Source organism: Microbispora sp. CA-102843, assembly GCF_050936215.1.
Lineage (GTDB): Bacteria > Actinomycetota > Actinomycetes > Streptosporangiales > Streptosporangiaceae > Microbispora.
The window spans coordinates 1,324,851-1,344,742 of the sequence record NZ_JBNJNF010000001.1; the positions used below are offsets into that span (position 1 = coordinate 1,324,851).

Genomic DNA, 19,892 nt, shown 5'->3' on the forward strand with positions numbered 1-19,892 from the left:
GCCTCTCAGGGCGGAGATATGGTCAGTAAGGGGTGATTTTTCCAGATCCATACGGTTGTGGCACACCTTCTTGTCCAGCTCGTTATGAATCGAGCGGAACCGATGTGATCTGTGGTACGCCATGTTTCCGGTGGGATCCGGAGTGGGTGCTTGCCCTGCAAGTCTCTCGTGAGAACGCTGGTCAGCAGCGGAAACGGGGGGATCGCATGAAACCGCTGCTTGTTCTACTGGCCGGTGCGGCGCTGGCCGCCGGCCCCTCTGCCCAGGCCTGGGCCCAACCGGGTGCCTCCGGTGACGGCGGGACGGCCGCCCGATCCGGGCCGCTCTCGCCGTCGTGGGTGGACACCCTGCCGGCTCCGCCGCCGCCCGAGGTCGCCCTGCGGGCGGCCCGGCCGCCGGCCTCCCGGGTGCGGGCGGTGATCCTGACCGTCGCGGACGGCGAGCAGGCGGAGCCGCCGACGCGCTCGGTCTTCCTGAACTGCGCTCCGGTGGGAGGCTCGCACCCTTCGGCGGAGAAGGCGTGCGACTGGCTGAACAGGACCGGGCTCGACCCGGGCGCCTTGCGGGTGAACGCGGAAGAGCCCTGCACGATGATCTACGCACCTGTCACGGTCACCGCCAGCGGCATCTGGGACGGGAAGTACGTCCAGTTCCGGCGCACCTTCGGCAACGACTGTGAGAAGCGGTCGGCCGCCGGGGCGTTGTTCGACTTCTGACAGGGATAGTCGACCGCACGCGGCGTACAGGCAGCGTAAAGGGCGAACACGAGGGGCCCGGCGGAACGTCCGCCGGGCCCCCTGCCTGACCGAATGGCCGTGCGGTCAAGCCTGTGCCGCTGTCACTGTGTCCACCGGTTGGCGGCCACCTTGTAGACGTCGTAGGTCTCGCCGTTGAAGTACGGCGAGGAGATCCGGTCGTACCGGTCGTTGCCGTCGCTGTCCCACGCCACGCTGCTGATGCCGTTCAGGTAGCCCGTGCGGGTCGCGCTCTTGTAGCCCATCAGCCAGGGGCCGCCGCTGGCGCCGGAGGTCATCCCGCACGTGAGCCCGATGTGCTCCTGGATGTTGTACTTCGGCACGGCCGGCATCGGAGCCGACCGGCCGTAGCACCACTTCATCGTCCGTCCCGTGAAGGGGCGGTCGCCGTCGGGGTGCGGCCCGGCGGGATAACCGAACGCGAACACCTTGACCTTGGTGCTGCGGTTCCAGGTGAAGCCCTGGCCGCCCACGTTGTCGCCGAGGCGGCCGGCCGGGGTGCGTACGTAGCGGGTGACGTCGCCGTCCTTCTTCGGCGTGAGTCTGAAGCCCGACGACACGTTCACGAACGCGTAGTCGTAGTCGTAGTCCTCCCTGACCACGAAGTCGTCGTGCGCCTGGAACCACTTCGCCGGGTAGATGCCGTACGGCGCCTTTCCCTCCCACGCCTGGTCCCCGTCCCAGTAGGAGGGGATGAACACCCAGTTGTCGTAGAACTGGTTGGTCACCGGGTCGTAGACACAGTGCCCGGCCGTCGCGACGACGTTGCGGTAGTGACCCTGCACGGAGGTGCCCGAGCAGTACTTCCAGCTCTTCGGGTCCTGGGGGTTCCTGCCCGGCAGGGTGAAGAACACCCGGCCGACCGTGGGGGGCAGGTTCACCTGCTTGCTGATCTTGCCGGAACCGCCGGTCCCGCTCTTGCCGGCGCCGGTCGGCGGGACCGTGCCCGCCCTGCCGTCCGGGGTGGCGTCGCCGGACCTGCCGAAGCCCTTGACGGAGTTGCCGAGTTCCTCGGTGTAGTCCTTGGCCGCCCGCAACCGCTGCGGCGACCAGAAGGCGACGGCCTCGGCGGGAGTCTGGGGCGCGGCCTTGGCGGTCACGTCACCCGGGGCGGCCTGCGTCGCCGCGATCGCCGTGGCCGTGCCGGTCGCGGCCGTGGAGGCCGTCGGGGTGGCGCCGACCACGCCGGCCGCGAGGAGCGCGCCGGTGAGGGGAACGGCCAGACGCCGTGCTCGGGGGATCATGGAGCTCCTTTCCCTGGGACGGTGAGGGTGCGTCCCATTCCTCAGGAAAACGCTCCGAGATTAATGACCGGATCTTGCTGAATGTTGGGGCTATAACCAGAACAATCGGCGCTTTGCCCTATCTGTTATCAATAGCGAGTGGTTATGAGTGCCATAGTCGCAGGTCACGGCGCTTCGTCCGTGGGCGTCGCGTCGCGACGCAAGGGGTTTACGGCCATTCTTGACCGGTCTTGTTTGATTTCCGGCGCTCTGTTCCCACTGATGTCTCTGCGTATCAACGAGCACCAGAAGACGCCGGCGGCGAGCCGCGCGGGGGCCGTCCGGGTCCGGCGCGACGGCCGGAGTAATGTTCTGGCATGTTCGCCGTCACCGCCACACAGACCGATCCGGACGACCCGATCAAGGGCCTGACGCTCGGGGAGCACCCCGAGCCCGCCGTACCGGAGGGATGGACGACCGTCACGGTCCGGGCCGCCGCGCTCAACCACCACGACCTGTGGACCCTCAAGGGCGTGGGGATCAGCCAGGACCGGCTGCCGATCGTGCTCGGCTGCGACGCGGCGGGGGTGGACGAGGACGGCAACGAGGTCATCGTCCACTCCGTCATCGGCACGCCGGTCGCCGGGGACGAGACCCTCGACCCGGCGCGTTCGCTGCTGTCGGAGAAGTACGACGGGACGTTCGCGGAGAAGGTCGCGGTGCCCCGCCGCAACCTGGTGCCCAAGCCCGCGGCGATCTCCTTCGAGGAGGCCGCCTGCCTGCCCACGGCCTGGCTGACGGCCTACCGCATGATCTTCGACAAGGCCGGGCTGGAGCCGGGCTCGACCATCCTGGTCCAGGGCGCCGGTGGCGGCGTGGCGACCGCGCTGATCGCGCTCGGCCGGGCCGGCGGCTTCCGCGTCTGGGCGACCAGCCGCTCGCACGACAAGCGGGAACGAGCCCTCGCGCTCGGCGCCGACCGGGTCTTCGAGACGGGCGCGCGGCTGCCCGAGCGGGTGGACGCCGTCATGGAGACGGTCGGCGAGGCCACCTGGAAGCACTCGCTCAGCTCCCTGCGCCCGGGTGGCCGGATCGTCACCTGCGGCGCGACGAGTGGCATGGTCGCCGAGACGCAGCTCGCGCAGGTCTACTTCCTGCAGAAGTCGATCATCGGGTCCACGATGGGGACGCGCGAGCAGCTCGCGCGGCTCGCGGTGTTCCTGGAGCAGACGGGTGTCCGGCCGGCGATCGACCGGGTGCTGCCGCTGGCCGAGGCGGAGGAGGGCTTCGCCGCCATGCACCGCGGCGAGGTCTTCGGCAAGGTGGTCTTCACGCTCTGAGGGGCACCCGCGCGGGGCGGGCGGCGCTCTCGTCGCCGCCCTCCCGCTGCCGGTCGCGCTGGAGGGTGTGGTCGTCGCCCGGCCGTTCCGGCTCGCGGACCGGCCTGGCGCACGGCGGCGGAGGGAGAGGTGCGCGCAGGAACGGATCGCGCCAGCCGTACGGGCTCAACTCGGCTCCTCGCTGGTCGTGACGTTCGTGGGGATGCCGCCGGTCAGGAACCCAGTGCCCGGTGGATGCGCTCGGCGGCCTCGTCGAGGGCGGCCCGGCACTCGGCCAGGGCCCGCTCGTCGGGCACGCCCGCGCCGGAGGACCGGTGGACGTCGGCGACGAAGTCGGCCAGCATCCGGCTGAGCGCGGCGTCGTGGCCGCCCTGCCGGCCGCCGCCGAACCCCCAGGACTCCTCCCAGATCCGGCGCCACTCGTGCTGCCAGCGCTCGCTCTCCTCCTTCCACTGGCGCTTGTGGTGGCGCCACTCCTCCTTCTGCCTGCGCCACTCCTCCCTGGCGTGGTCGCGCTGCCGCCGCCACTCCTCCTTCTGATCACGCCGGAGGTCGCGGTTGTCGTGGCCGATGTCCCTGGCCATCTGGGTGAGCTCCTCGCGCAGGGAACGCACGGTCTGCCGCACGTCCTCCTTCACCTCGCGCGCGATGTCCTGGACCGAGGCGGTGATCTCCTGCTCCAGGTCGGCCAGCTCGTCCATCCGGTCGTTCAGCTCGGCCCGCCCCTTGTCGGTCAGCGTGAAGACCTTCTTGCCGTCCACGACCTCGTGGGTGACCAGGCCCTCGTCCTCCAGCCGGGCCAGCCGGGGGTAGATCGTGCCGGGGGAGGGGGAGTAGACGCCGAGGAAACGGTCCTGAAGGAGCCGGATGACCTCGTAGCCGTGCCGCGGGCTCTCCTCCAGCAGCTTCAGCAGGTACAGCCGCAACCGGCCGTGCCCGAAGACGGGGCTCATGCCACCTCCTCGCCTTCGGCTCGGAGTTCGGTCGTGCCGGAGGCGCGCAGTTCAGCACCTCGCCAGACGCCGTGTTCCCCGATTCGCTCGCTCATGCTCTCTCCTCTGCCCGCTCGCCGGCGGGCTGGCCGCTCAGCAGGGTGACGCCGCCGGACACCGTGGTCACCGAGAGGGACGCCATGCCGCCGCCCAGCCGGCCGCTGAGCGAACGGGCCCCCGGGGCCGAGGTGCCGTGCAACTCGGGGAAGGCCGACTCGATCCTGCCTGAGGTCGAGTGGGCGGACACGTCGGTGTCCACGTCGTGCGGGAGCCGTACGACGATCGCGCCCGACATGGTGTTCAGCGTGACGTGACCGGTGGGCTCCAGTTCCAGGTCGGCGGTGACGCGCCCGGACACCGTGTTCGCGCGCAGCCGCCGCGGCCGGCCCGCGGCCACCGTGAGGTCGCCGGAGACGCTGGAGAAGGACAGGTCGCCGGCCAGTCCCCGGCTCTCCACCGAGCCCGAGACCGTCTCGGCCCGCATCTCGCCGCTGACGCCGTCGAGGACGATCTCCCCCGACACGCTCTTCACGCCGGTGGTCCCCTCCATGCCCGCCACGACGGCGGAGGCGGAGACGACCCCGGCCTGCACGGGACACGTCTTCGGCACGGTCAGCGTCAGCGTGGTCCTGCGCGGGCCGGGGCGTAACCACCCCAGGATCCCGTCCCACGTCAGGTCCTTGTACGCGACCGTCAGGCGGCCGTCGTCGTCATGGGTCACCACCAGCGGCGAGCCGTCCACCTCCGTCACTTCGAGGGTCGGCGGGCCGTCGCTGGCCAGCACGGCCAGCCGACCGGCCACGACGCGCACGTTGAGCGCGGTGACCTCTCCGAACGTGAGCCGTCCGGGAGAGTCGATCGTCCATTGGGGCATCGCTCAGGTCCTTCCACGCGAAGTCCTGCGCCCGCGCGTCGGTATCCGCGCGGACGAACCATCCACAAACAAGATATATCGCGTTTGTGGGAAGTCAAGATGTATCGCGTTTGCCGCGCTTGCTCCAGAACCTGAGTCCCGTCCTGAGCCGTCCTCCGAACCGCTCTCGTCGGCCGTTCTCGTCAGTCGTCCTCGTCGAGGCGGGCGAGCCAGGTGGCCAGCCGTTCGACGGGCACCTCGAACTCGGGGTTGAGGTCCACGAACTCGCGCAGCCGCTCCGCGAGCCAGCCCACGCTGACCTCCTCCTCGCCGCGACGCTCGACGAGCTCCTCGATCCCCCTGTCGGTGAAGTACATACCTCGCTCCAGTGAATTTCCTGATCATGGAGAAAGGTCCCCCACGAGCGTGGGGGACCTCCCTCAGCGGTACGGAATCCTCGGTCAGCCGAAGATCTCGTCCAGGATGCCGTGCAGTTCCTCGTCGTGCTTGGCGTGCGAGCCGACGGCCGGCGAGGAGTTCGGCGTACGCGAGACCCGGCGGAAGGTGCGGCCCCCGAGCAGGTCGGGCTTCTCCACCATCTTCAGGCTCAGGTAGGGCCAGGGGCCCATGTTGACGGGCTCGTCCTGCGCCCAGAGCAGCTCCGCGTCCGCGCCGTAGCGGGCCAGCTCGGCCTTGAGCGGGTTCTCCGGGAACGGGTAGATGCGCTCCAGGCGCACCAGCGCGACGTCCTTCCTGCCGCTCTTCTCGCGCCCCGCGAGCAGGTCGTAGTAGATCCTGCCCGAGCAGACCACGATCTTGCGGACCGCCGACGGGTCCACCGTCGAGTCGCCGATGACCGGGCGGAAGGCGCCGGAGGTGAACTCCGAGGTGGCCGAGGCGGCCGCCTTGAGCCGCAGCAGCGACTTGGGCGTGAAGATGACGAGGGGCTTGCGCCGCTCCGACAGCACCTGCCAGCGCAGCAGGTGGAAGTAGTTCGCCGGGGTGCTCGGCTGCGCCACCGTCATGTTGTCCTGCGCGCACAGCTGCAGGTAGCGCTCGATGCGGCCGGAGGAGTGGTCCGGGCCCTGGCCCTCGTAGCCGTGCGGCAGCAGCAGCACGACCGAGGAGCGCTGGCCCCACTTCTGCTCGCCCGACGAGATGAACTCGTCGATGATCGACTGGGCGCCGTTGGCGAAGTCGCCGAACTGCGCCTCCCAGGCGACCAGGGCGTCCGGGCGGACCACGCTGTAGCCGTACTCGAAGCCCATCGCGGCGAACTCGCTGAGCAGGGAGTCGTACACGTAGAACTTCGTGGTGTCGTGGTTGAACGTCTTGAGCGGGGTGTACTCCTCGCCGGTGACCCGGTCGACCAGCACGGCGTGACGCTGGCCGAAGGTGCCGCGGCGGGAGTCCTGACCGACCAGGCGGACCGGGTGGTCGTCGATGAGCAGCGAGCCGAACGCGAGCAGCTCACCGGTCGCCCAGTCGATCGCGTCCTCGGTGATCATCGTGCCACGGCGGTGGATCACCGGGGCGAGACGCGGGTGGATGGTGAAGCCCTCGGGCAGGTTGAGCTGGGTCTCGATGACCCGCTTGACGACCTCCTCCGAGATCGCCGACTTGGTGTCCTCGTGCGACCACGGGATCACCTCGTCGGGCTCGGGCCGCACGACCGCGCCCGGCTGGAGCGGCTGCCTGGTGGCCTCCCGGGTCTCGGTGAAGGCCCGTTCGAGCTGCTCCTGGTAGTCGCGCAGGGCCTGCTCGGCCTCCTCGACCGTGATGTCGCCGCGGCCGATGAGGGCCTCGGTGTACAGCTTGCGGGTCGAGCGCTTGGCGTCGATCAGGTCGTACATCAGCGGCTGCGTGAACGCCGGGTTGTCGGTCTCGTTGTGGCCGCGCCGCCGGTAGCAGATCAGGTCGATGACGACGTCCTTGAGGAACGTCTGGCGGTATTCGTAGGCCAGCCGGCCGACCCGCACGACCGCCTCGGGGTCGTCGCCGTTCACGTGGAAGATCGGCGCCTGGATCATCCGGGCGACGTCGGTGGCGTACACGCTCGACCGCGAGGAGGCGGGCGAGGTGGTGAAGCCGACCTGGTTGTTCACCACGATGTGGACGGTGCCGCCGGTGCGGTAGCCGCGCAGCTGGGACAGGTGCAGGGTCTCGGCGACCACGCCCTGGCCGGCGAACGCCGCGTCGCCGTGGACGAGCACGGGCAGGACGGTGAAGCCCTCCTCGCCGCGCTCAAGCAGGTCCTGCTTGGCCCGGACCACGCCCTCAAGGACGGGGTCGACGGCCTCCAGGTGCGAGGGGTTCGCCACCACCGACGTGCTGATCTTGTTGCCGTCCGGCGCGACGAAGTCGCCGCTCGCACCGAGGTGGTACTTCACGTCGCCGGAGCCGTGCGCGCTGCGCGGGTCGATGTTGCCCTCGAACTCGCCGAACACCTGGGCGTACGACTTGCCCACGATGTTGGCCAGGACGTTGAGCCGGCCGCGGTGGGCCATGCCGATGACGACCTCGTCGAGGCGCTCGGCCGCCGCGGAGCTGATCACCGAGTCGAGCAGCGGGATCAGCGACTCGCCGCCCTCCAGCGAGAACCGCTTCTGGCCGACGTACTTGGTCTGCAGGAAGGTCTCGAACGCCTCGGCCGTGTTGAGCCGGCGCAGGATGTTCAGCTGCTCCTCGCGGTCGGGCTTGGCGTGCGGCTGCTCCACCCGCGCCTGGATCCAGGCCCGCTCCTCGGGGTTCTGGATGTGCATGTACTCGATGCCGATCGTGCGGCAGTACGAGTCGCGCAGCACGCCGAGGATGTCGCGCAGCTTCATCAGCGGCTTGCCGCCGAAGCCGCCCGTCGGGAACTCGCGCTCCAGGTCCCACAGCGTCAGGCCGTGCGACTGGATGTCGAGGTCGGGGTGCTTGCGCTGACGGTACTCCAGCGGGTCGGTGTCGGCCATGAGGTGGCCGCGGACCCGGTAGGCGTGGATGAGCTCCAGCACGCGCGCGGACTTGGCCACGTCGTCGTCGTGGGTGGCCGAGATGTCCTTGACCCAGCGGACCGGCTCGTACGGGATGCGCAGCGACTCGAAGATCTCGTCGTAGAAGCCGTCGTTGCCGAGCAGGAGCTGGTGGATGCGGCGCAGGAAGTCGCCCGACTGGGCGCCCTGGATGATCCGGTGGTCGTAGGTGGAGGTGAGCGTCATCACCTTGCTGATGGCCAGGCGGGACAGCGTCTCCTCCGAGGCGCCCTGGTATTCCGCCGGGTACTCCATCGCGCCGACGCCGATGATCGTGCCCTGGCCGGGCATCAGCCGCGGCACCGAGTGGACCGTGCCGATCGTGCCGGGGTTCGTCAGGGAGATCGTGGTGTTCTGGAAGTCCTCCACGCCGAGCTTGCCCGCGCGGGCCTTGCGCACGATCTCCTCGTACGCCACCCAGAACTGGCGGAAGTCCATGCCCTCGGCCTGCTTGATCGAGGGCACCAGCAGCTGGCGGGAGCCGTCGCTCTTCTGCACGTCGATCGCGAGGCCGACCCCGACGTGCTCCGGCTTGACGAGGACCGGCTTGCCGTCCACCTCGCCGTACGAGTAGTTCATCTCAGGCATCGACTTGAGTGCCTGGACGATCGCGTAGCCGATGACGTGGGTGAAGGAGATCTTGCCGCCGCGGCCGCGGGACAGGTGGTTGTTGATGACGATGCGGTTGTCGATCAACAGCTTCGCGGGGACCGCGCGGACGCTCGTGGCCGTGGGAACGACCAGCGAGGCCTCCATGTTGGCGGCCGTGCGCGCGGCGGCGCCGCGCAGCTTCTCCTCGGCCGCGCCGGCCGGGGCCGGGGCCTGCTGCTTGGCGGGCGCCTTGGCCTCGGGCTTCGCCTGCGGCTTGGGCTTCGGCGGCGCCGTCTGCGGGGCCGGGCTCACCGGAGCGGGAGCCTCGGGTGCGACCGTCGCGGTCGCACCGTTCGCGGTGCCTGCGGACTTGGACGGAGCGGGCTTGGCCGTCCCGTTGTAGTCAGCGAAGAAGTGCCACCAGGCCTGGTCAACAGACTCGGGATCTTCGAGATACTTTTGGTACAACTCGTCGACAAGCCACTCATTTTGTCCAAAGCTTGCCAGCGGGTTTGTCCGCGACGACTCAGACGACACGGCGGAAATCGCCCTCTTCCGCAGATCGGCGTTGATGTTTGGTGAACCTGTCCAAGGCTACTCGCCTCGCACACCGACGTGCGCCTCGGCGGGTCGCAGGTCCCGGCCCATCCTCCCAGGATCGATAAAACAGGTCACGCGCGGATAGTCCGTCTGGGTGGTGAGGTGTCCCTTACCATCTGGTCACAACGACTGAGTCAGCCGATGAGCCGCGACTCGATCCGGACATCAGGAGTTATATCGGACAGCATACCCGCGAGGTCGTCGCTCGCGGCACGCAACGCGTCCAGAGAGAGCGGTTCGAGGCGCTCAAGGAGGAAGAGCGCGTCCACCGTCTCCTCGGTGATCCTCGTCCTGACGCACTGCCGCCAGTTCCATCGACGGCAGGTGACGCCGGTGTCGTCGCGCCACACCACCTCGCCGATCTCCGGGTCGCCCAGCGCCTCCTCCGAGGGCTCGTCGCCCGCGGCCCGCACCAGCCGGGCGGCGCCCTGGTAGCGGCGCAGGTCCTCGCCGCCGATCGGCAGGCCGTGCCGTACGGACACGGTGTTGTAGGCGTCCACCACCAGGTTGATCTCGGGGAGCGGCATCCGGCGGACCAGCGCGTCGACCGACGGCCGGGTGCGCTGGGGCTTGGCGCCGAAGGCGCGGTAGGCGGTCCGCCAGGCCTCGATCCTCTCGTCGTCCAGCGGCACGGCGTCGGCCGCCGCGCCGGCGAGCCAGGCCCGCGAACGGTCGTCGGACGGCCCGTTGCGCAGGCCGTACGCGCAGATCACCAGGACGGCGAAGTCCGGACGCAGCGCCGTGACGGCGTCGTCCACCCAGATGTCGTCGATCACGCCCGACAGCCTACGGCCACGCCCGCATGGCGAGCGTCGCCACCGCGTCGAGGTCGGCCCGGGTCGCGCCATCCCTGGCCTGGGTGGACATGCCCTGGATGACGGCGGCGAAGAACGTCGCGAGCGCGGCGGCGTCGGTTTCCGGCGGGAGAAGGCCGGCCTCGGCGTCCCGCTCGATCCGGCGGCGGATCGCCGCCTTGCCCGCCTCGCGGTGCCCGCGCAGCTCCTCGATCACAGTGGCGTCGCTCGTGTTCACCCCCGCCGAGATGATCATGCAGCCGGGTGGGTGCGCCGGGTCGGTGTAGACCTCCGCCGCCTCGCGGAGCAGGCGCTCGACGGCCGCCCGCGCGGTCGGCTCCCCGGCCAGGGCGCGGGGGGTGAACGCGCCGTGGGTCTCCTGGTAGCGGCGCACGGCCTCGCCGAACAGCCGGTGCTTGTCCCCGAAGGCGGCGTAGAGGCTGGGCGGGTTGATCCCCATCGCCGCGGTCAGCCCGGCGACCGAGGTCGCCTCGTAGCCGTGCCGCCAGAACTCCTCCAGAGCCCGCTCCAGCGCGACGTCCCGATCGAACGCCCTGTTCCTTCCCATGCGCCGATTTTATAGCGATCGCTACACGTCGTGTTATTGTGTAGCGGTCACTACAAAAAAGGGGACGGACATGACTGTGTTGAGCGGCAAGACGGCGCTGGTGACGGGCGCGAGCAGGGGGATCGGGCGTGGCATCGCCGAGCGGCTGGCGGCCGACGGCGCGCTGGTGGCGGTGAACTACGCCAGGGACGAGGTGGCGGCCAAGGACACGGTGGCGGCGATCGAGGCCGCCGGCGGCCGGGCCTTCGCGGTGCGGGCCGAGCTGGGCGCGCCGGGCGACGTGGACGAGTTGTTCGCCGGGCTGGACCGGGAGCTGGGGCCGGACGCGCCGATCGACATCCTCGTCAACAACGCGGGGATCACCAACCGGGGGTCGATCGAGGAGGTCACGCCGGAGATCTACGACAGCGGATTCGCCGTCAACACGCGGGCGGCGTTCTTCGTCACCCGGCGGGCGCTGCCGCGCATCCCCGACGGCGGGCGGATCGTGAACATCACCTCGGGTGTGACCAGGATCGCGTTTCCCGACGCCATCGCGTACGCGATGACCAAGGGGGCGCTGGAGACGTTCACGCTGGCGCTGGCCAAGCACCTCGGACCACGGGGGATCACGGTCAACAACGTCGCGCCGGGGATCACCGACACCGACATGAACGCGGACTGGCTGCGCGGCGACGAGGCGGCCTGGACGGCGTCGGCCGGCCGGGCGGTGCTCGGCCGGGTCGGGACGCCCGAGGACGTGGCCGGGGTCGTGGCGTTCCTCGCCTCCCGCGACGCCCGATGGGTCACCGGCACGACGGTCGACGCCACCGGCGGCAGCGACCTGTGACCTCGGCGGGCGGGGGCGGTAGAGTCCGGCCTCATGCCGGAAATGCCGCGTGTGCTTGCCGTACAGAACGGAGCGAACGGGGGTCCCGGGCGCTTCGGGGAATGGCTGGAGGCCGCCGGGGTCGCCGTCGAGGTGGTCACCGCCTTCGACGGGTCCGCCCTCCCGGCACGGCTGGAGCACGACGGCCTGATCGTGCTCGGCGGCGGTTACCTGCCGGACGACGACGACAAGGCGCCCTGGCTGCCGGACACCCGCGCCCTGGTCGAGCAGGCCCTCGCCCGGTCGGTGCCGTTCTTCGGCATCTGCCTCGGCGGGCAGATGCTGGCCGCGATCGGTGGCGGGAAGGTCCAGGGCGACGCCGGGGCGCCCGAGCACGGCAGCACGTCCATCACCATGAGGGCCGAGGCGGCGGACGACGCGGTCTTCGGCGGGCTGCCCGCCGCTGTCCCGGCGATCGAGAACCACATCGACGCCATCACGGCCCTGCCGCCGGGCGCGGTCTGGCTCGCCGAGACCGAACGCTGCCCCTACCAGGCCTTCCGGCTGGGCGACCGCGCCTGGGGCGTGCAGTTCCACCCGGAGGTGAGGCCCGAACGCATCCGGCGGTTCGATGTCGAGTACATCCGCCGGAGGGGTCTCGACCTCGACGAGCTGTACGCCGCCGCCGTGACCGACGACCCGCTCTCGCGGGCCGCCTGGGGTGAGGTGGCCTCCCGTTTCGCCGCCTTGGTCAAGGAGGGACGCCCCTAGCAGGGGTGTCGAGCGCTGAATCCCGCGGGCCGGCATGGAGCCGGCCGCCGCCTCTGCCGAGGCGGCGGCCGGGGTCTTTCCGATCCGGTGCGGATCGGGTCAGGCGCAGGCGGTGCCGTTCAGCGTGAACAGGTCGGGCGTGGGGTTGGCCCCCGGCGCGGCCTGGCCGTTGAAGCCGAAGGTGACCGACTGGCCCGGCTTGATGGTCTTGTTCCACACCTCGTTCGCGGCGGTCACGGTGGCCGCCTGCTGCGAGAAGTTGGCGCTCCAGCTATTGGCTATCTTCTGGCCGCCCAGGAACGACCACTTCAGCGACCAGCCGTCGATCGCCTTCGTGCCGGTGTTCTCGATGGTGATCTGGGTGGTGAAGCCCGTCGGCCATGTGCCGTGCGTGGTGTAGGTGACCTTGCACGCGCCCGGGGCCTTGACCGTGCCGTCGCCCTGGTCGGCGATGAACGCCGAGATCCACGACAGCGGCGAGTTCCAGTTGATCGTCAGCTCGTTGGTCGACCACGAGTTGATGTCGTCGATGTAGCAGAACTGCGGCTTGCAGCCCTTCAGCTTCGCCTGGGCCACCGGGTCCTGGATGCTGGAGTTGGGGCCGCCCGCGAGCGAGCCGCGCGGCGGGTTCGGCAGCGAGGTGTCCAGCGAGTGGGCGTACCACCGGCTGTGCTCGTTCTTCGAGGCCACCTCGCCGTAGCCGGTCACGTACGACTGGTTCAGCGCGTTGCGGCCGAGGATGTAGTCGATGCCCTCAAGCACGCCGTCGCGGTACTTCACCTCGCCGGTGATGTCGTAGGCCGTGGCCATGACCACCATGTTGTTGAGGACCGTGCTGTTCGATCCCCAGTCGTAGGACGCCGGGTCGTACGGCAGGCCGTACGGCTGGGCCTTCACCGTGGCGAGGTACTTGTCCGCACCGGCGACCACCGAGTCGCGCACGGCGTCGCGGCCGGGCAGGTCGTTGGGCACGGTGGCCAGGTCGAGGCGGCCGAGCGCCGCGACGTTGCCCCAGTCCATGGCGCCCGTCTTCCAGATGTCGGCCGTGTGGTGCGGCGAGGCGAGGACGAAGTCCTTGTACTCCTTGTCGCCCGTGGTGATGTAGAGCTCGGCCGCCGCCCAGTAGAACTCGTCGCTGACGTTGGCGTCGTCGTAGGTGCCGCCGCCGACGCCGTCGGAGGGGGAGGCCAGGACGTCGGGATGCGCCTTGGCCGCCGCCCACGCCTTCTTCGCCGCCGCCAGGTTCTTCGCCGCGAACGCCGCGTCGTACGGCGCGAAGATCCGGGCCGCCTGGGCGGCCGTCGCGGCGAGGTTGAGCGTGGCGGCCGTGGACACCGGGTGCAGCTCGCGCTTCTGCGCGTCCTGGTTCGGCAGCAGCGGCAGGCCGGTCCAGTTCTCGTCGTGGATCTTGTGGTGGACCATGCCGTCGGACCGCTGCATCTTCAGCAGGAACTCCTGCTCCCAGCGGGCCTCGTCGAGCACGTCGGGAACGGCGTCGCCGCTTTCGGGGATGTTCAGGCTCCCGATCGGCTTGGCGGTCGCGGCGTTCTTGGTGCGCTCGAACTCGCTCATGAGCTGGGCGACCGAGATGCCGCCGTTGACGACGTACTTGCCGTGGTCGCCCGCGTCGTACCAGCCGCCGGACACGTCGAGGGAGTAGGCGCAGACGCCCGGCTGGCACGGGACGTTCGTGTCGCCCTGGTTGGGGGCGACGCCCACGTGTCCGGCGGGCCGGCCGTACCCGGGACGCAGGGCGTCGTCGATGGCGATGCCGCTGCGCTGGGTGTAGTAGAACTTCAGCGCGTCGAGCTTGAGATCGGCGTACGCGTCGGGCTTGATGTCGAACGGCCGGCTCGTCTCGCCGTCGGCGGTCAGCGTGTAGCCGGTCCCGGCCTTCGTGTAGGCGCCGAAGTCGATCGAGTGGACGTTCTGCCCGGAGCTGGCGTCGTCACCGCGCGGGGTGGTCGTGCCGTGTGCGACCACGGTCCCGGCGGAGTTCTTGAGCTGCCACGGCAGCGCCTCGGCGGCGTCGGTGACCAGGGTGGCGTTCTTGGGGCCCTTGGGCAGGTAGGCCACCTGGTTCACGCGGACCCGGGGGCCGGTGTCGGGCGTGTAGACGTCCGGCGGCGCCCCGCCCTTGAGCGAGACGTTGTCCACGCAGAACCGCCACGCCGTCGCGCTGCCGCCGATCTGGAAGACGACCTGCGCGTTGGGCAGGTCGACCGGCGAGGTGAACGTGTAGCTGTAGGTGTTGCCGGAGACGCTCAGCTCGGGGGCGGCCGACACGTACTGCGTGTAGGGGTCGGTCGGGAGCTGGACGTACGCCCTGGCGACCTTCCCGGGGTTCGCGGTGGCGAAGAAGCTGAACGCGTAGGTCTCGTCCTTCACCAGCGGGATGTCGTTGAGGCCGATGATCGCGTCCCAGGGGTTGGTCGTTCCCGCGGGGACGTCGGAGCAGAGCCGGCCGTCGGTCAGCTCGAAGTTCAGGTTCGCGGTGTGCCACCACGGGTCGGTGGTGGTGTCGAACGTGCCGTTGGGGATCTGTTCCGGGCCCTCCTCCGCCGTGGCGGGAGGTGCGCCGGTCAGGCACGCCGTGGCCAGTGCCGCCACGGCGAGGATGCCGATTCGTCTGAGCACAGTCGTCCTCGGGGGGTGGATGTGGGAGTGGGAGCGCTCCCAAAGTGATGAGCGAATCGCATGTTTCCTTCGGGTTTCCGCGGGCGTCAACGAGCCGGTGGGAGAGACGCGTCTGACCGGGCATTGCGGGGCGGCGTGGCTGAAACTTTCATTTCCGCAAAGAGACTTTTGCAAAGCTGTCTTTGCAATGTTAGCGTCCGCGTATGGATCACGAGGTCTTCCACGTCCACGATTCCCGGACGCTGAAGGCGGTCGCCCACCCGCTGCGGGTGCGGCTGCTGGGGGAGCTGCGCACGAACGGCCCGGCGACCGCGACCGAGCTGGCCGGGCCCCTCGGCGAGAGCTCCGGCTCCACCAGCTATCACCTGCGTCAGCTCGCCAGATATGGCTTCGTGGAGCAGGATCCCGGCCAGCGCGACCGGCGCGAGCGGCGGTGGCGGGCGATCCACCGCTTCACCTCGTGGAGCGACGTGGAGATGGCCGCGACCGCCGAGGGCCGGGAGGCCGCGGCGTTCCTGCGGCGGCGTCAGCTCGAACAGCTCACCGCCGACGTGGAGAACTTCGAGCGCGAGCGCGACCTGTGGAGCGAGGCGTGGGTCGAGGCCGCCGGGATGTCCGACCTGGTGGTACGGCTGTCGCCGGCGACGGTGGCGTCCCTGTACGAGCAGGTGTCGGCCCTGCTCCTGGAGGCCGCCGAGCGGGACCGCGACGACCCCGACGCGCGCACGGTCGCGGTCCTGCTGGCGGCCCATCCGCGCCGCGACCCGGCGGCCGGGCATGCGTGAGCCCGAGCGGTCGCTCGCCGAGACCCCGCGGCCGGGCATGCGTGAGCACGCGCGCTACGCCGCGATCGAGTTCCTCACCTGGCTGCCGACCGGTCTGATGCTGGCGCCGATGGTGCTGCTGATGTCCGCCAGGGGACTGGACATCGCCGAGATCGGCCTGGTCAGCGGGGCCTACTCGGTCACGATCGTCGTGCTCGAACTGCCGACGGGCGGGCTCGCCGACGTCCTCGGGAGACGCCCGGTGCTCGCCGCGTCGGCCGTCGTCAGCGTGGCCGGGCTGGTCGTGATGGCCATGGCGCACTCGGTGTGGCCGTTCCTGGTCGCGTCCGTGCTCAAGGGCGTCGCGCGTGCGCTGTCCAGCGGGCCCGCCCAGGCGTGGTACGTCGACACCCTGCACGCCCGGTATGGCCCGGCCGCCGATCTGAAGCCCGGGCTGGCGGCCGGCAACGTCGCGGGCTCGGCCGCCCTGGCGCTCGGCACGCTCGCCGGCGGCCTGCTCCCGCTGGCCGTACGCCGGGACCCGCTGGCCGCGCCGGTCTGGGCGGGGGCGGCGGCCGCGCTCGTCCTCCTCGTGGCCGTGCTCGTGCTCATGCGCGAGCCGAGCCGTACGGGGAGGGGGCCCGCCCGGGCGACGGTACGGCTGGCCGAGGTGGTGCGCGACGTGCCGGTCACCATCGTCGCCGGGATCCGGCTCGGCCTGGCCGACCGCGCCCTCGGGCGACTGCTGCTGCTGGCCGCCGGGGCCGGCGTGATGCTGAACAGCATCGAGCTGCTGACCCCCGGACGCCTCGCCGCCCTGACCGGAGGATCCGAGACGGGCGGCGCGACCTACGCCTTCGTGACCTTCGCCGGCTTCGCCGCCAACGCGCTCGGCAGTTCCCTCGCGCCGCCGGTCGCCCGGCTCGTCCGCGGCTCGGTCCGCGCGGCCGCCTCGGCGACGGTCGTCACGGCGGTGGCGGTCGTCGCGCTGGCCGCCTCGACGGTCCTGCGGGGCGCGGCCGGGGTCGTCGCCACCGCGGCGGCCTACGTGCTGCTGTTCACCGCGCTCGCGGTCGCCTCCCTGCTCAGGACCGAACTGCTGCACCAGCGGGTCGCCGCCGATCGCCGGGCCACCGTGATGTCGGTGGACTCCCTGCAGCTCCAGTTCGGCGGCCTGCTCTCCTCGCTCCTCCTGGTGCCGCTGGCGGGGATCGCCGGCGTCGGCCCCGTCTGGGCGCTCACCGCCGTGGTCGTCCTCGCCTCCGCCCTCCTGTACGTACGCCTCCCCGCCGGTCCCGCCCCGAGGGACCCCCGGTAGAGCCATCCACGGACGGTCGCGGTCGCCACGGTGACGTTGTCTTGCTGTCGCTACGTGTCGAGTAGATCCAGCTTGCGCTTGAGGTCGTTGCCATTCCTGTAGGGCCAGCGTCGGGGGTGTTCTCGTTGCAGGCGTCCCACGACTATCCCGGGGGCGATTCCGATCTCCCGGGCGAAGGCCCGTACTGCGTCCTTCGAGGTCAGGCCTGTCAGGCGGGAAGCGTGCTGGGGCGGTATGAGGGTGTCGGTGGCGAACCGATCGGCTTCCCATTCTTTCGGGTCGTCGGTCTCGGTCCGCCCGGCGATCTCGATGCGGATCTCGTCGTCACCGTTCAGAACGTGGTGCAACTCATGGAAGAAGCTGAACCAGAGTTGATCATCGGTCCGGTATCGCTGACTGAGCTGGATCACGCGCTTGGTTCCGATCTTGCGGGTGACCCCGCTCACCCGCGCGCCCTTGACTTCCTCGATGAAGACGACGGCGACTCCGCCGGCGGAGCAGATCTCCTGCAGCCGGGGACGGAACTCCTGAGCGGGTAGCACGGTGAGAGCCCGCAGTTCAGGTAGCGACTCCTTGAGAGCCGTCGAGTCGAAGGCGGCACAGGACAACTGCTGGGCCTCGATCTCGCCGAGACGCAGCCACGTGGCCAGGGGACCCAGCTTCGAGTCCTGGACCTTGGACTTCCTGAACGCGTATCCGGCGGGCTGCTCGTACAGATCTCGCCACACGTCGACCGAGCCCACGGCGAAGAACGTGAGGAGTTGATCGATACGCGAGATCTTGTCGCTCGGCTCCTGCGGGAGGATTTTGCGCTTCACCAGTTCGGACACCGGGAGTTCTTTGAGCCAGCCGACGTGTTTCTCCAGGTCTCTGGCAGAGCGAAGGCGTGCCCGCGTCGACTGGTAGTCCGCTTCAAGCCGGTTCCAGATTCTCGCGGGCGTCCCAACCACCCGCTCCAGCGATTCCGCCACCTCGGGAGTGAGACGTACGAGACCGTTAATCAGCTGGTTGACATGCTTTGGAGACAAACCGACTCGCTCGGCGAGCTCGCGCTGAGTCATTCCCTTCTCTTCGAGAAGCTCCCGCAGGGTTTCCCCTGGCGGCACCGCGTAGTCGAGGTCTCCGGCCGCATACAGCGTACGCGTGGTCTTGGCCCTGGCCATTGCTTTCCCTCCTCACGCTGTTGTACCGCTTGTGGTTCAGCCCACTGGTGTCGGCGTCAGTGGTAGTCCACGATCTCGATGAGCACGACCTCCGTTATCGCCGTCCAATCGAGAGCGCCCTGATCATCCGTGACCCACTCCAGCGGTTCGAGGATGAGCCGGTAGTTGGCATCGAGTCGGACGGATAACTGGCCCTTCCGGTCTCCCTTCAATTCCTCGCATCGGCCGCCGAGACCACGGATGTCTTCGAGCGTCTCGGCCTGCTGGAAGTGCTGAATGCGCTTCGCCAAGGCAATTGCCCGGTCATGACCGAAGTGACGGCGCCGCTCCCTGTCGGATTCGCACTTCTTCCTGAACTTCGCATCCTCGTAGTACACCTCCAACCTACCCGCGCCTCCCACCTGTGAGATTTACCTAGTAGGTAAAGATGGCCTCACTGTAGTCGAGATGTCAGAGGGTTGCACACGCATTGTGTCCAAATAATTGCGGAAAGTGACGTAAGAAATGTGTATGCGCCTCCCCGCCGGTCCCGCTCTGAGGTACCCCAGGTAGAACCAGATTCGGTAAGGCGGCACAATCAAGCGGGCAGGGCTGCGAAAGGGGCGGGGAGCCGATGAGCAAGGTGATCGTGACCGCGGCGAACGAGGCGCAGCGCGCGGCGTGGCTGGGCGGGGGACTGCCCGAGGTCGAGCGGGTGCGGCCGGGGCTATGGTCGATCCCCGTCCCGATCCCGATCAACCCGCTGCGCTACGTCCTGGTCTACGCCCTGGAGGTCCCCGACGGGGTGGTGATCATCGACGCCGGGTGGAACACCGAGGAGGCGTACGGCGCGCTCGTCGCGGGGCTCGCCACGGCCGGGTACGCGATCACCGACGTGCAGGCCGTGCTGGTCACGCACATCCATCCGGACCACTACGGCCTGGCCGGGCGGATCCGTGAGGTCTCCGGCGCCTGGATCGGACTCCACCCGGCCGACGCCCGCATCGTGCACGACCGCTACGACGACTCGGCCGTCGACTCGCTCGTCCAGCGGGAGCGCGCCCTGCTGGTCAGGTGCGGCGTGCCCGACATGACGGCCGAGGAACTCGCCGGGGCGTCGGTCATGCTGCGCCAGTTCGTCACGATGGCGACGCCCGACCGGCTCATCGAGGACGGCGACCGGCTCGACCTGCCCGGCTGGGACCTGCGGGCGGTGTGGACCCCCGGCCACTCGCCCGGTCACCTGTGCTTCGTGGAGCCGGAGCGCAAGCTGCTGTTCTCCGGCGACCACGTGCTCGCCCGGATCACGTCGATGGTCGCCGTGCACCCGCAGTCGTCGTCCAACCCGCTCGCCGACTACCTCGACGCGCTGCGGGCGGTGGGCAAGCTCGACGTGGAGGAGGTGCTGCCCGCCCACGAGTACCGCTTCCTGGAGCTGGAGAAGCGGGTGGACTACGTGATCGGGCACCACGAGGAGCGGCTGGCGGAGGTGCGGCGGGTCGTGGCGGAGGGCGACGGCTCCACCTGCTGGGACATCGCCACCCGGCTCACCTGGTCGCGCGGCTGGGAGGAGATCCCGGCGCACATGCGGCGGGCGGCCAACAACGAGACGCTCGCCCACCTGGTGTGGCTGGAGCAGCGTGGCACGGTCACCCGCGTGCCGGGCGAGCCCGACCTCTGGTACGCGCCGTCCGCCTGAGGTGGCCGCGCGCGGCCATG

At 69.9% G+C, this 19,892-nt stretch carries 18 protein-coding genes; 7 read left to right on the forward strand and 11 right to left on the reverse strand.

The features are described from left to right. The first annotated feature begins 206 nt into the window (after positions 1-206). The gene (locus ACQEVJ_RS06180; RefSeq protein WP_433098047.1) at positions 207-716 is read left to right on the forward strand and encodes an SSI family serine proteinase inhibitor; all 510 of its coding nucleotides are present in this window, start codon (positions 207-209) and stop codon (positions 714-716) included. Between the two features lie 122 nt (positions 717-838). On the opposite strand, the gene ACQEVJ_RS06185 is transcribed toward ACQEVJ_RS06180, so the two are convergent. After that, positions 839-1,999, reverse strand: coding sequence for a trypsin-like serine peptidase (locus ACQEVJ_RS06185; protein WP_433098049.1), 1,161 nt, complete (start codon positions 1,997-1,999; stop codon positions 839-841). A 356-nt stretch (positions 2,000-2,355) separates the two neighbouring features. Between ACQEVJ_RS06185 and ACQEVJ_RS06190 the strand changes: the two genes are divergently transcribed. Then, on the forward strand, positions 2,356-3,318 hold the full coding sequence (locus ACQEVJ_RS06190) for a zinc-binding dehydrogenase (RefSeq protein ID WP_433098051.1): 963 nt from the start codon (positions 2,356-2,358) through the stop codon (positions 3,316-3,318). Here the strand turns inward: ACQEVJ_RS06190 and ACQEVJ_RS06195 are convergent. The 7 genes from ACQEVJ_RS06195 to ACQEVJ_RS06225 all read right to left on the reverse strand — a co-directional run bounded on the left by ACQEVJ_RS06195 (position 3,308) and on the right by ACQEVJ_RS06225 (position 10,733). Next, positions 3,308-3,487, reverse strand: a complete 180-nt coding sequence (locus ACQEVJ_RS06195) for a hypothetical protein (protein WP_433098053.1) — start codon at positions 3,485-3,487, stop codon at positions 3,308-3,310. The two genes, ACQEVJ_RS06190 and ACQEVJ_RS06195, sit on opposite strands and share 11 nt — an antisense overlap. A gap of 43 nt (positions 3,488-3,530) precedes the next feature. Next, entirely contained in the window at positions 3,531-4,271 is a 741-nt protein-coding gene (locus tag ACQEVJ_RS06200; RefSeq protein WP_433098055.1) for a PadR family transcriptional regulator, read from the reverse strand. 91 nt (positions 4,272-4,362) lie between these two features. Continuing rightward, positions 4,363-5,184 carry a DUF4097 family beta strand repeat-containing protein gene (locus tag ACQEVJ_RS06205; RefSeq protein WP_433098057.1) on the reverse strand — a complete coding sequence of 274 codons (822 nt, stop codon included), beginning with the start codon at positions 5,182-5,184 and terminating at the stop codon, positions 4,363-4,365. A gap of 182 nt (positions 5,185-5,366) precedes the next feature. Then, entirely contained in the window at positions 5,367-5,540 is a 174-nt protein-coding gene (locus ACQEVJ_RS06210; protein ID WP_167530605.1) for a DUF6104 family protein, read from the reverse strand. 84 nt (positions 5,541-5,624) lie between these two features. Further along, positions 5,625-9,308 (reverse strand): multifunctional oxoglutarate decarboxylase/oxoglutarate dehydrogenase thiamine pyrophosphate-binding subunit/dihydrolipoyllysine-residue succinyltransferase subunit, encoded by a 3,684-nt coding sequence (locus tag ACQEVJ_RS06215; RefSeq protein ID WP_433098059.1) that lies wholly within the window; start codon positions 9,306-9,308, stop codon positions 5,625-5,627. Between the two features lie 197 nt (positions 9,309-9,505). Further along, entirely contained in the window at positions 9,506-10,147 is a 642-nt protein-coding gene (locus tag ACQEVJ_RS06220; RefSeq protein ID WP_433098061.1) for a B3/B4 domain-containing protein, read from the reverse strand. A gap of 10 nt (positions 10,148-10,157) precedes the next feature. Continuing rightward, entirely contained in the window at positions 10,158-10,733 is a 576-nt protein-coding gene (locus ACQEVJ_RS06225; RefSeq protein ID WP_433098063.1) for a TetR/AcrR family transcriptional regulator, read from the reverse strand. A 70-nt stretch (positions 10,734-10,803) separates the two neighbouring features. On the opposite strand from ACQEVJ_RS06225, the gene ACQEVJ_RS06230 reads away from it, so the two are divergent. Together ACQEVJ_RS06230 and ACQEVJ_RS06235 are read left to right on the forward strand one after the other, a co-directional pair. Beyond that, the gene (locus ACQEVJ_RS06230) at positions 10,804-11,562 is read left to right on the forward strand and encodes an SDR family NAD(P)-dependent oxidoreductase (RefSeq protein WP_433098065.1); all 759 of its coding nucleotides are present in this window, start codon (positions 10,804-10,806) and stop codon (positions 11,560-11,562) included. Between the two features lie 42 nt (positions 11,563-11,604). Next, positions 11,605-12,312 carry a type 1 glutamine amidotransferase gene (locus tag ACQEVJ_RS06235; protein WP_433098067.1) on the forward strand — a complete coding sequence of 236 codons (708 nt, stop codon included), beginning with the start codon at positions 11,605-11,607 and terminating at the stop codon, positions 12,310-12,312. Positions 12,313-12,411: 99 nt separating this feature from the next. On the opposite strand, the gene ACQEVJ_RS06240 is transcribed toward ACQEVJ_RS06235, so the two are convergent. Then, a complete protein-coding gene (locus tag ACQEVJ_RS06240) occupies positions 12,412-14,949 on the reverse strand; it encodes a glycoside hydrolase family 9 protein (protein ID WP_433098069.1) in 2,538 nt (845 codons plus the stop codon). A 203-nt stretch (positions 14,950-15,152) separates the two neighbouring features. Here ACQEVJ_RS06240 and ACQEVJ_RS06245 point away from each other — a divergent pair, with 203 nt between their 5' ends. Both ACQEVJ_RS06245 and ACQEVJ_RS06250 read left to right on the forward strand, forming a co-directional pair. Further along, complete coding sequence (locus tag ACQEVJ_RS06245; RefSeq protein ID WP_433098071.1) at positions 15,153-15,734, forward strand: ArsR/SmtB family transcription factor; 582 nt, start codon at positions 15,153-15,155, stop codon at positions 15,732-15,734. Continuing rightward, on the forward strand, positions 15,727-17,031 hold the full coding sequence (locus ACQEVJ_RS06250) for an MFS transporter (RefSeq protein WP_433098074.1): 1,305 nt from the start codon (positions 15,727-15,729) through the stop codon (positions 17,029-17,031). Before ACQEVJ_RS06245 ends, ACQEVJ_RS06250 begins: the two co-directional genes overlap by 8 nt. Before the next feature lie 50 nt (positions 17,032-17,081). Here the strand turns inward: ACQEVJ_RS06250 and ACQEVJ_RS06255 are convergent, their stop codons facing one another. Further along, the gene (locus ACQEVJ_RS06255; RefSeq protein ID WP_433098076.1) at positions 17,082-18,194 is read right to left on the reverse strand and encodes a helix-turn-helix domain-containing protein; all 1,113 of its coding nucleotides are present in this window, start codon (positions 18,192-18,194) and stop codon (positions 17,082-17,084) included. 56 nt (positions 18,195-18,250) lie between these two features. After that, positions 18,251-18,571 carry a type II toxin-antitoxin system RelE/ParE family toxin gene (locus ACQEVJ_RS06260; RefSeq protein WP_433112590.1) on the reverse strand — a complete coding sequence of 107 codons (321 nt, stop codon included), beginning with the start codon at positions 18,569-18,571 and terminating at the stop codon, positions 18,251-18,253. A gap of 236 nt (positions 18,572-18,807) precedes the next feature. On the opposite strand from ACQEVJ_RS06260, the gene ACQEVJ_RS06265 reads away from it, so the two are divergent. Continuing rightward, entirely contained in the window at positions 18,808-19,872 is a 1,065-nt protein-coding gene (locus ACQEVJ_RS06265; protein ID WP_433098078.1) for an MBL fold metallo-hydrolase, read from the forward strand. The last annotated feature ends 20 nt before the right edge of the window (positions 19,873-19,892 follow it).

Bases quoted from the DNA above. Each gene is read 5' to 3' on its own strand.
- ACQEVJ_RS06180 (WP_433098047.1), top strand. From the start codon at position 207: ATGAAACCGCTGCTTGTTCTACTGGCCGGTGCGGCGCTGGCCGCCGGC.
- ACQEVJ_RS06185 (WP_433098049.1), bottom strand. From the start codon at position 1,999: ATGATCCCCCGAGCACGGCGTCTGGCCGTTCCCCTCACCGGCGCGCTC.
- ACQEVJ_RS06190 (WP_433098051.1), top strand. From the start codon at position 2,356: ATGTTCGCCGTCACCGCCACACAGACCGATCCGGACGACCCGATCAAG.
- ACQEVJ_RS06200 (WP_433098055.1), bottom strand. From the start codon at position 4,271: ATGAGCCCCGTCTTCGGGCACGGCCGGTTGCGGCTGTACCTGCTGAAG.
- ACQEVJ_RS06205 (WP_433098057.1), bottom strand. From the start codon at position 5,184: ATGCCCCAATGGACGATCGACTCTCCCGGACGGCTCACGTTCGGAGAG.
- ACQEVJ_RS06210 (WP_167530605.1), bottom strand. From the start codon at position 5,540: ATGTACTTCACCGACAGGGGGATCGAGGAGCTCGTCGAGCGTCGCGGC.
- ACQEVJ_RS06225 (WP_433098063.1), bottom strand. From the start codon at position 10,733: ATGGGAAGGAACAGGGCGTTCGATCGGGACGTCGCGCTGGAGCGGGCT.
- ACQEVJ_RS06230 (WP_433098065.1), top strand. From the start codon at position 10,804: ATGACTGTGTTGAGCGGCAAGACGGCGCTGGTGACGGGCGCGAGCAGG.
- ACQEVJ_RS06235 (WP_433098067.1), top strand. From the start codon at position 11,605: ATGCCGCGTGTGCTTGCCGTACAGAACGGAGCGAACGGGGGTCCCGGG.
- ACQEVJ_RS06245 (WP_433098071.1), top strand. From the start codon at position 15,153: ATGGATCACGAGGTCTTCCACGTCCACGATTCCCGGACGCTGAAGGCG.
- ACQEVJ_RS06250 (WP_433098074.1), top strand. From the start codon at position 15,727: ATGCGTGAGCCCGAGCGGTCGCTCGCCGAGACCCCGCGGCCGGGCATG.
- ACQEVJ_RS06255 (WP_433098076.1), bottom strand. From the start codon at position 18,194: ATGGCCAGGGCCAAGACCACGCGTACGCTGTATGCGGCCGGAGACCTC.
- ACQEVJ_RS06265 (WP_433098078.1), top strand. From the start codon at position 18,808: ATGAGCAAGGTGATCGTGACCGCGGCGAACGAGGCGCAGCGCGCGGCG.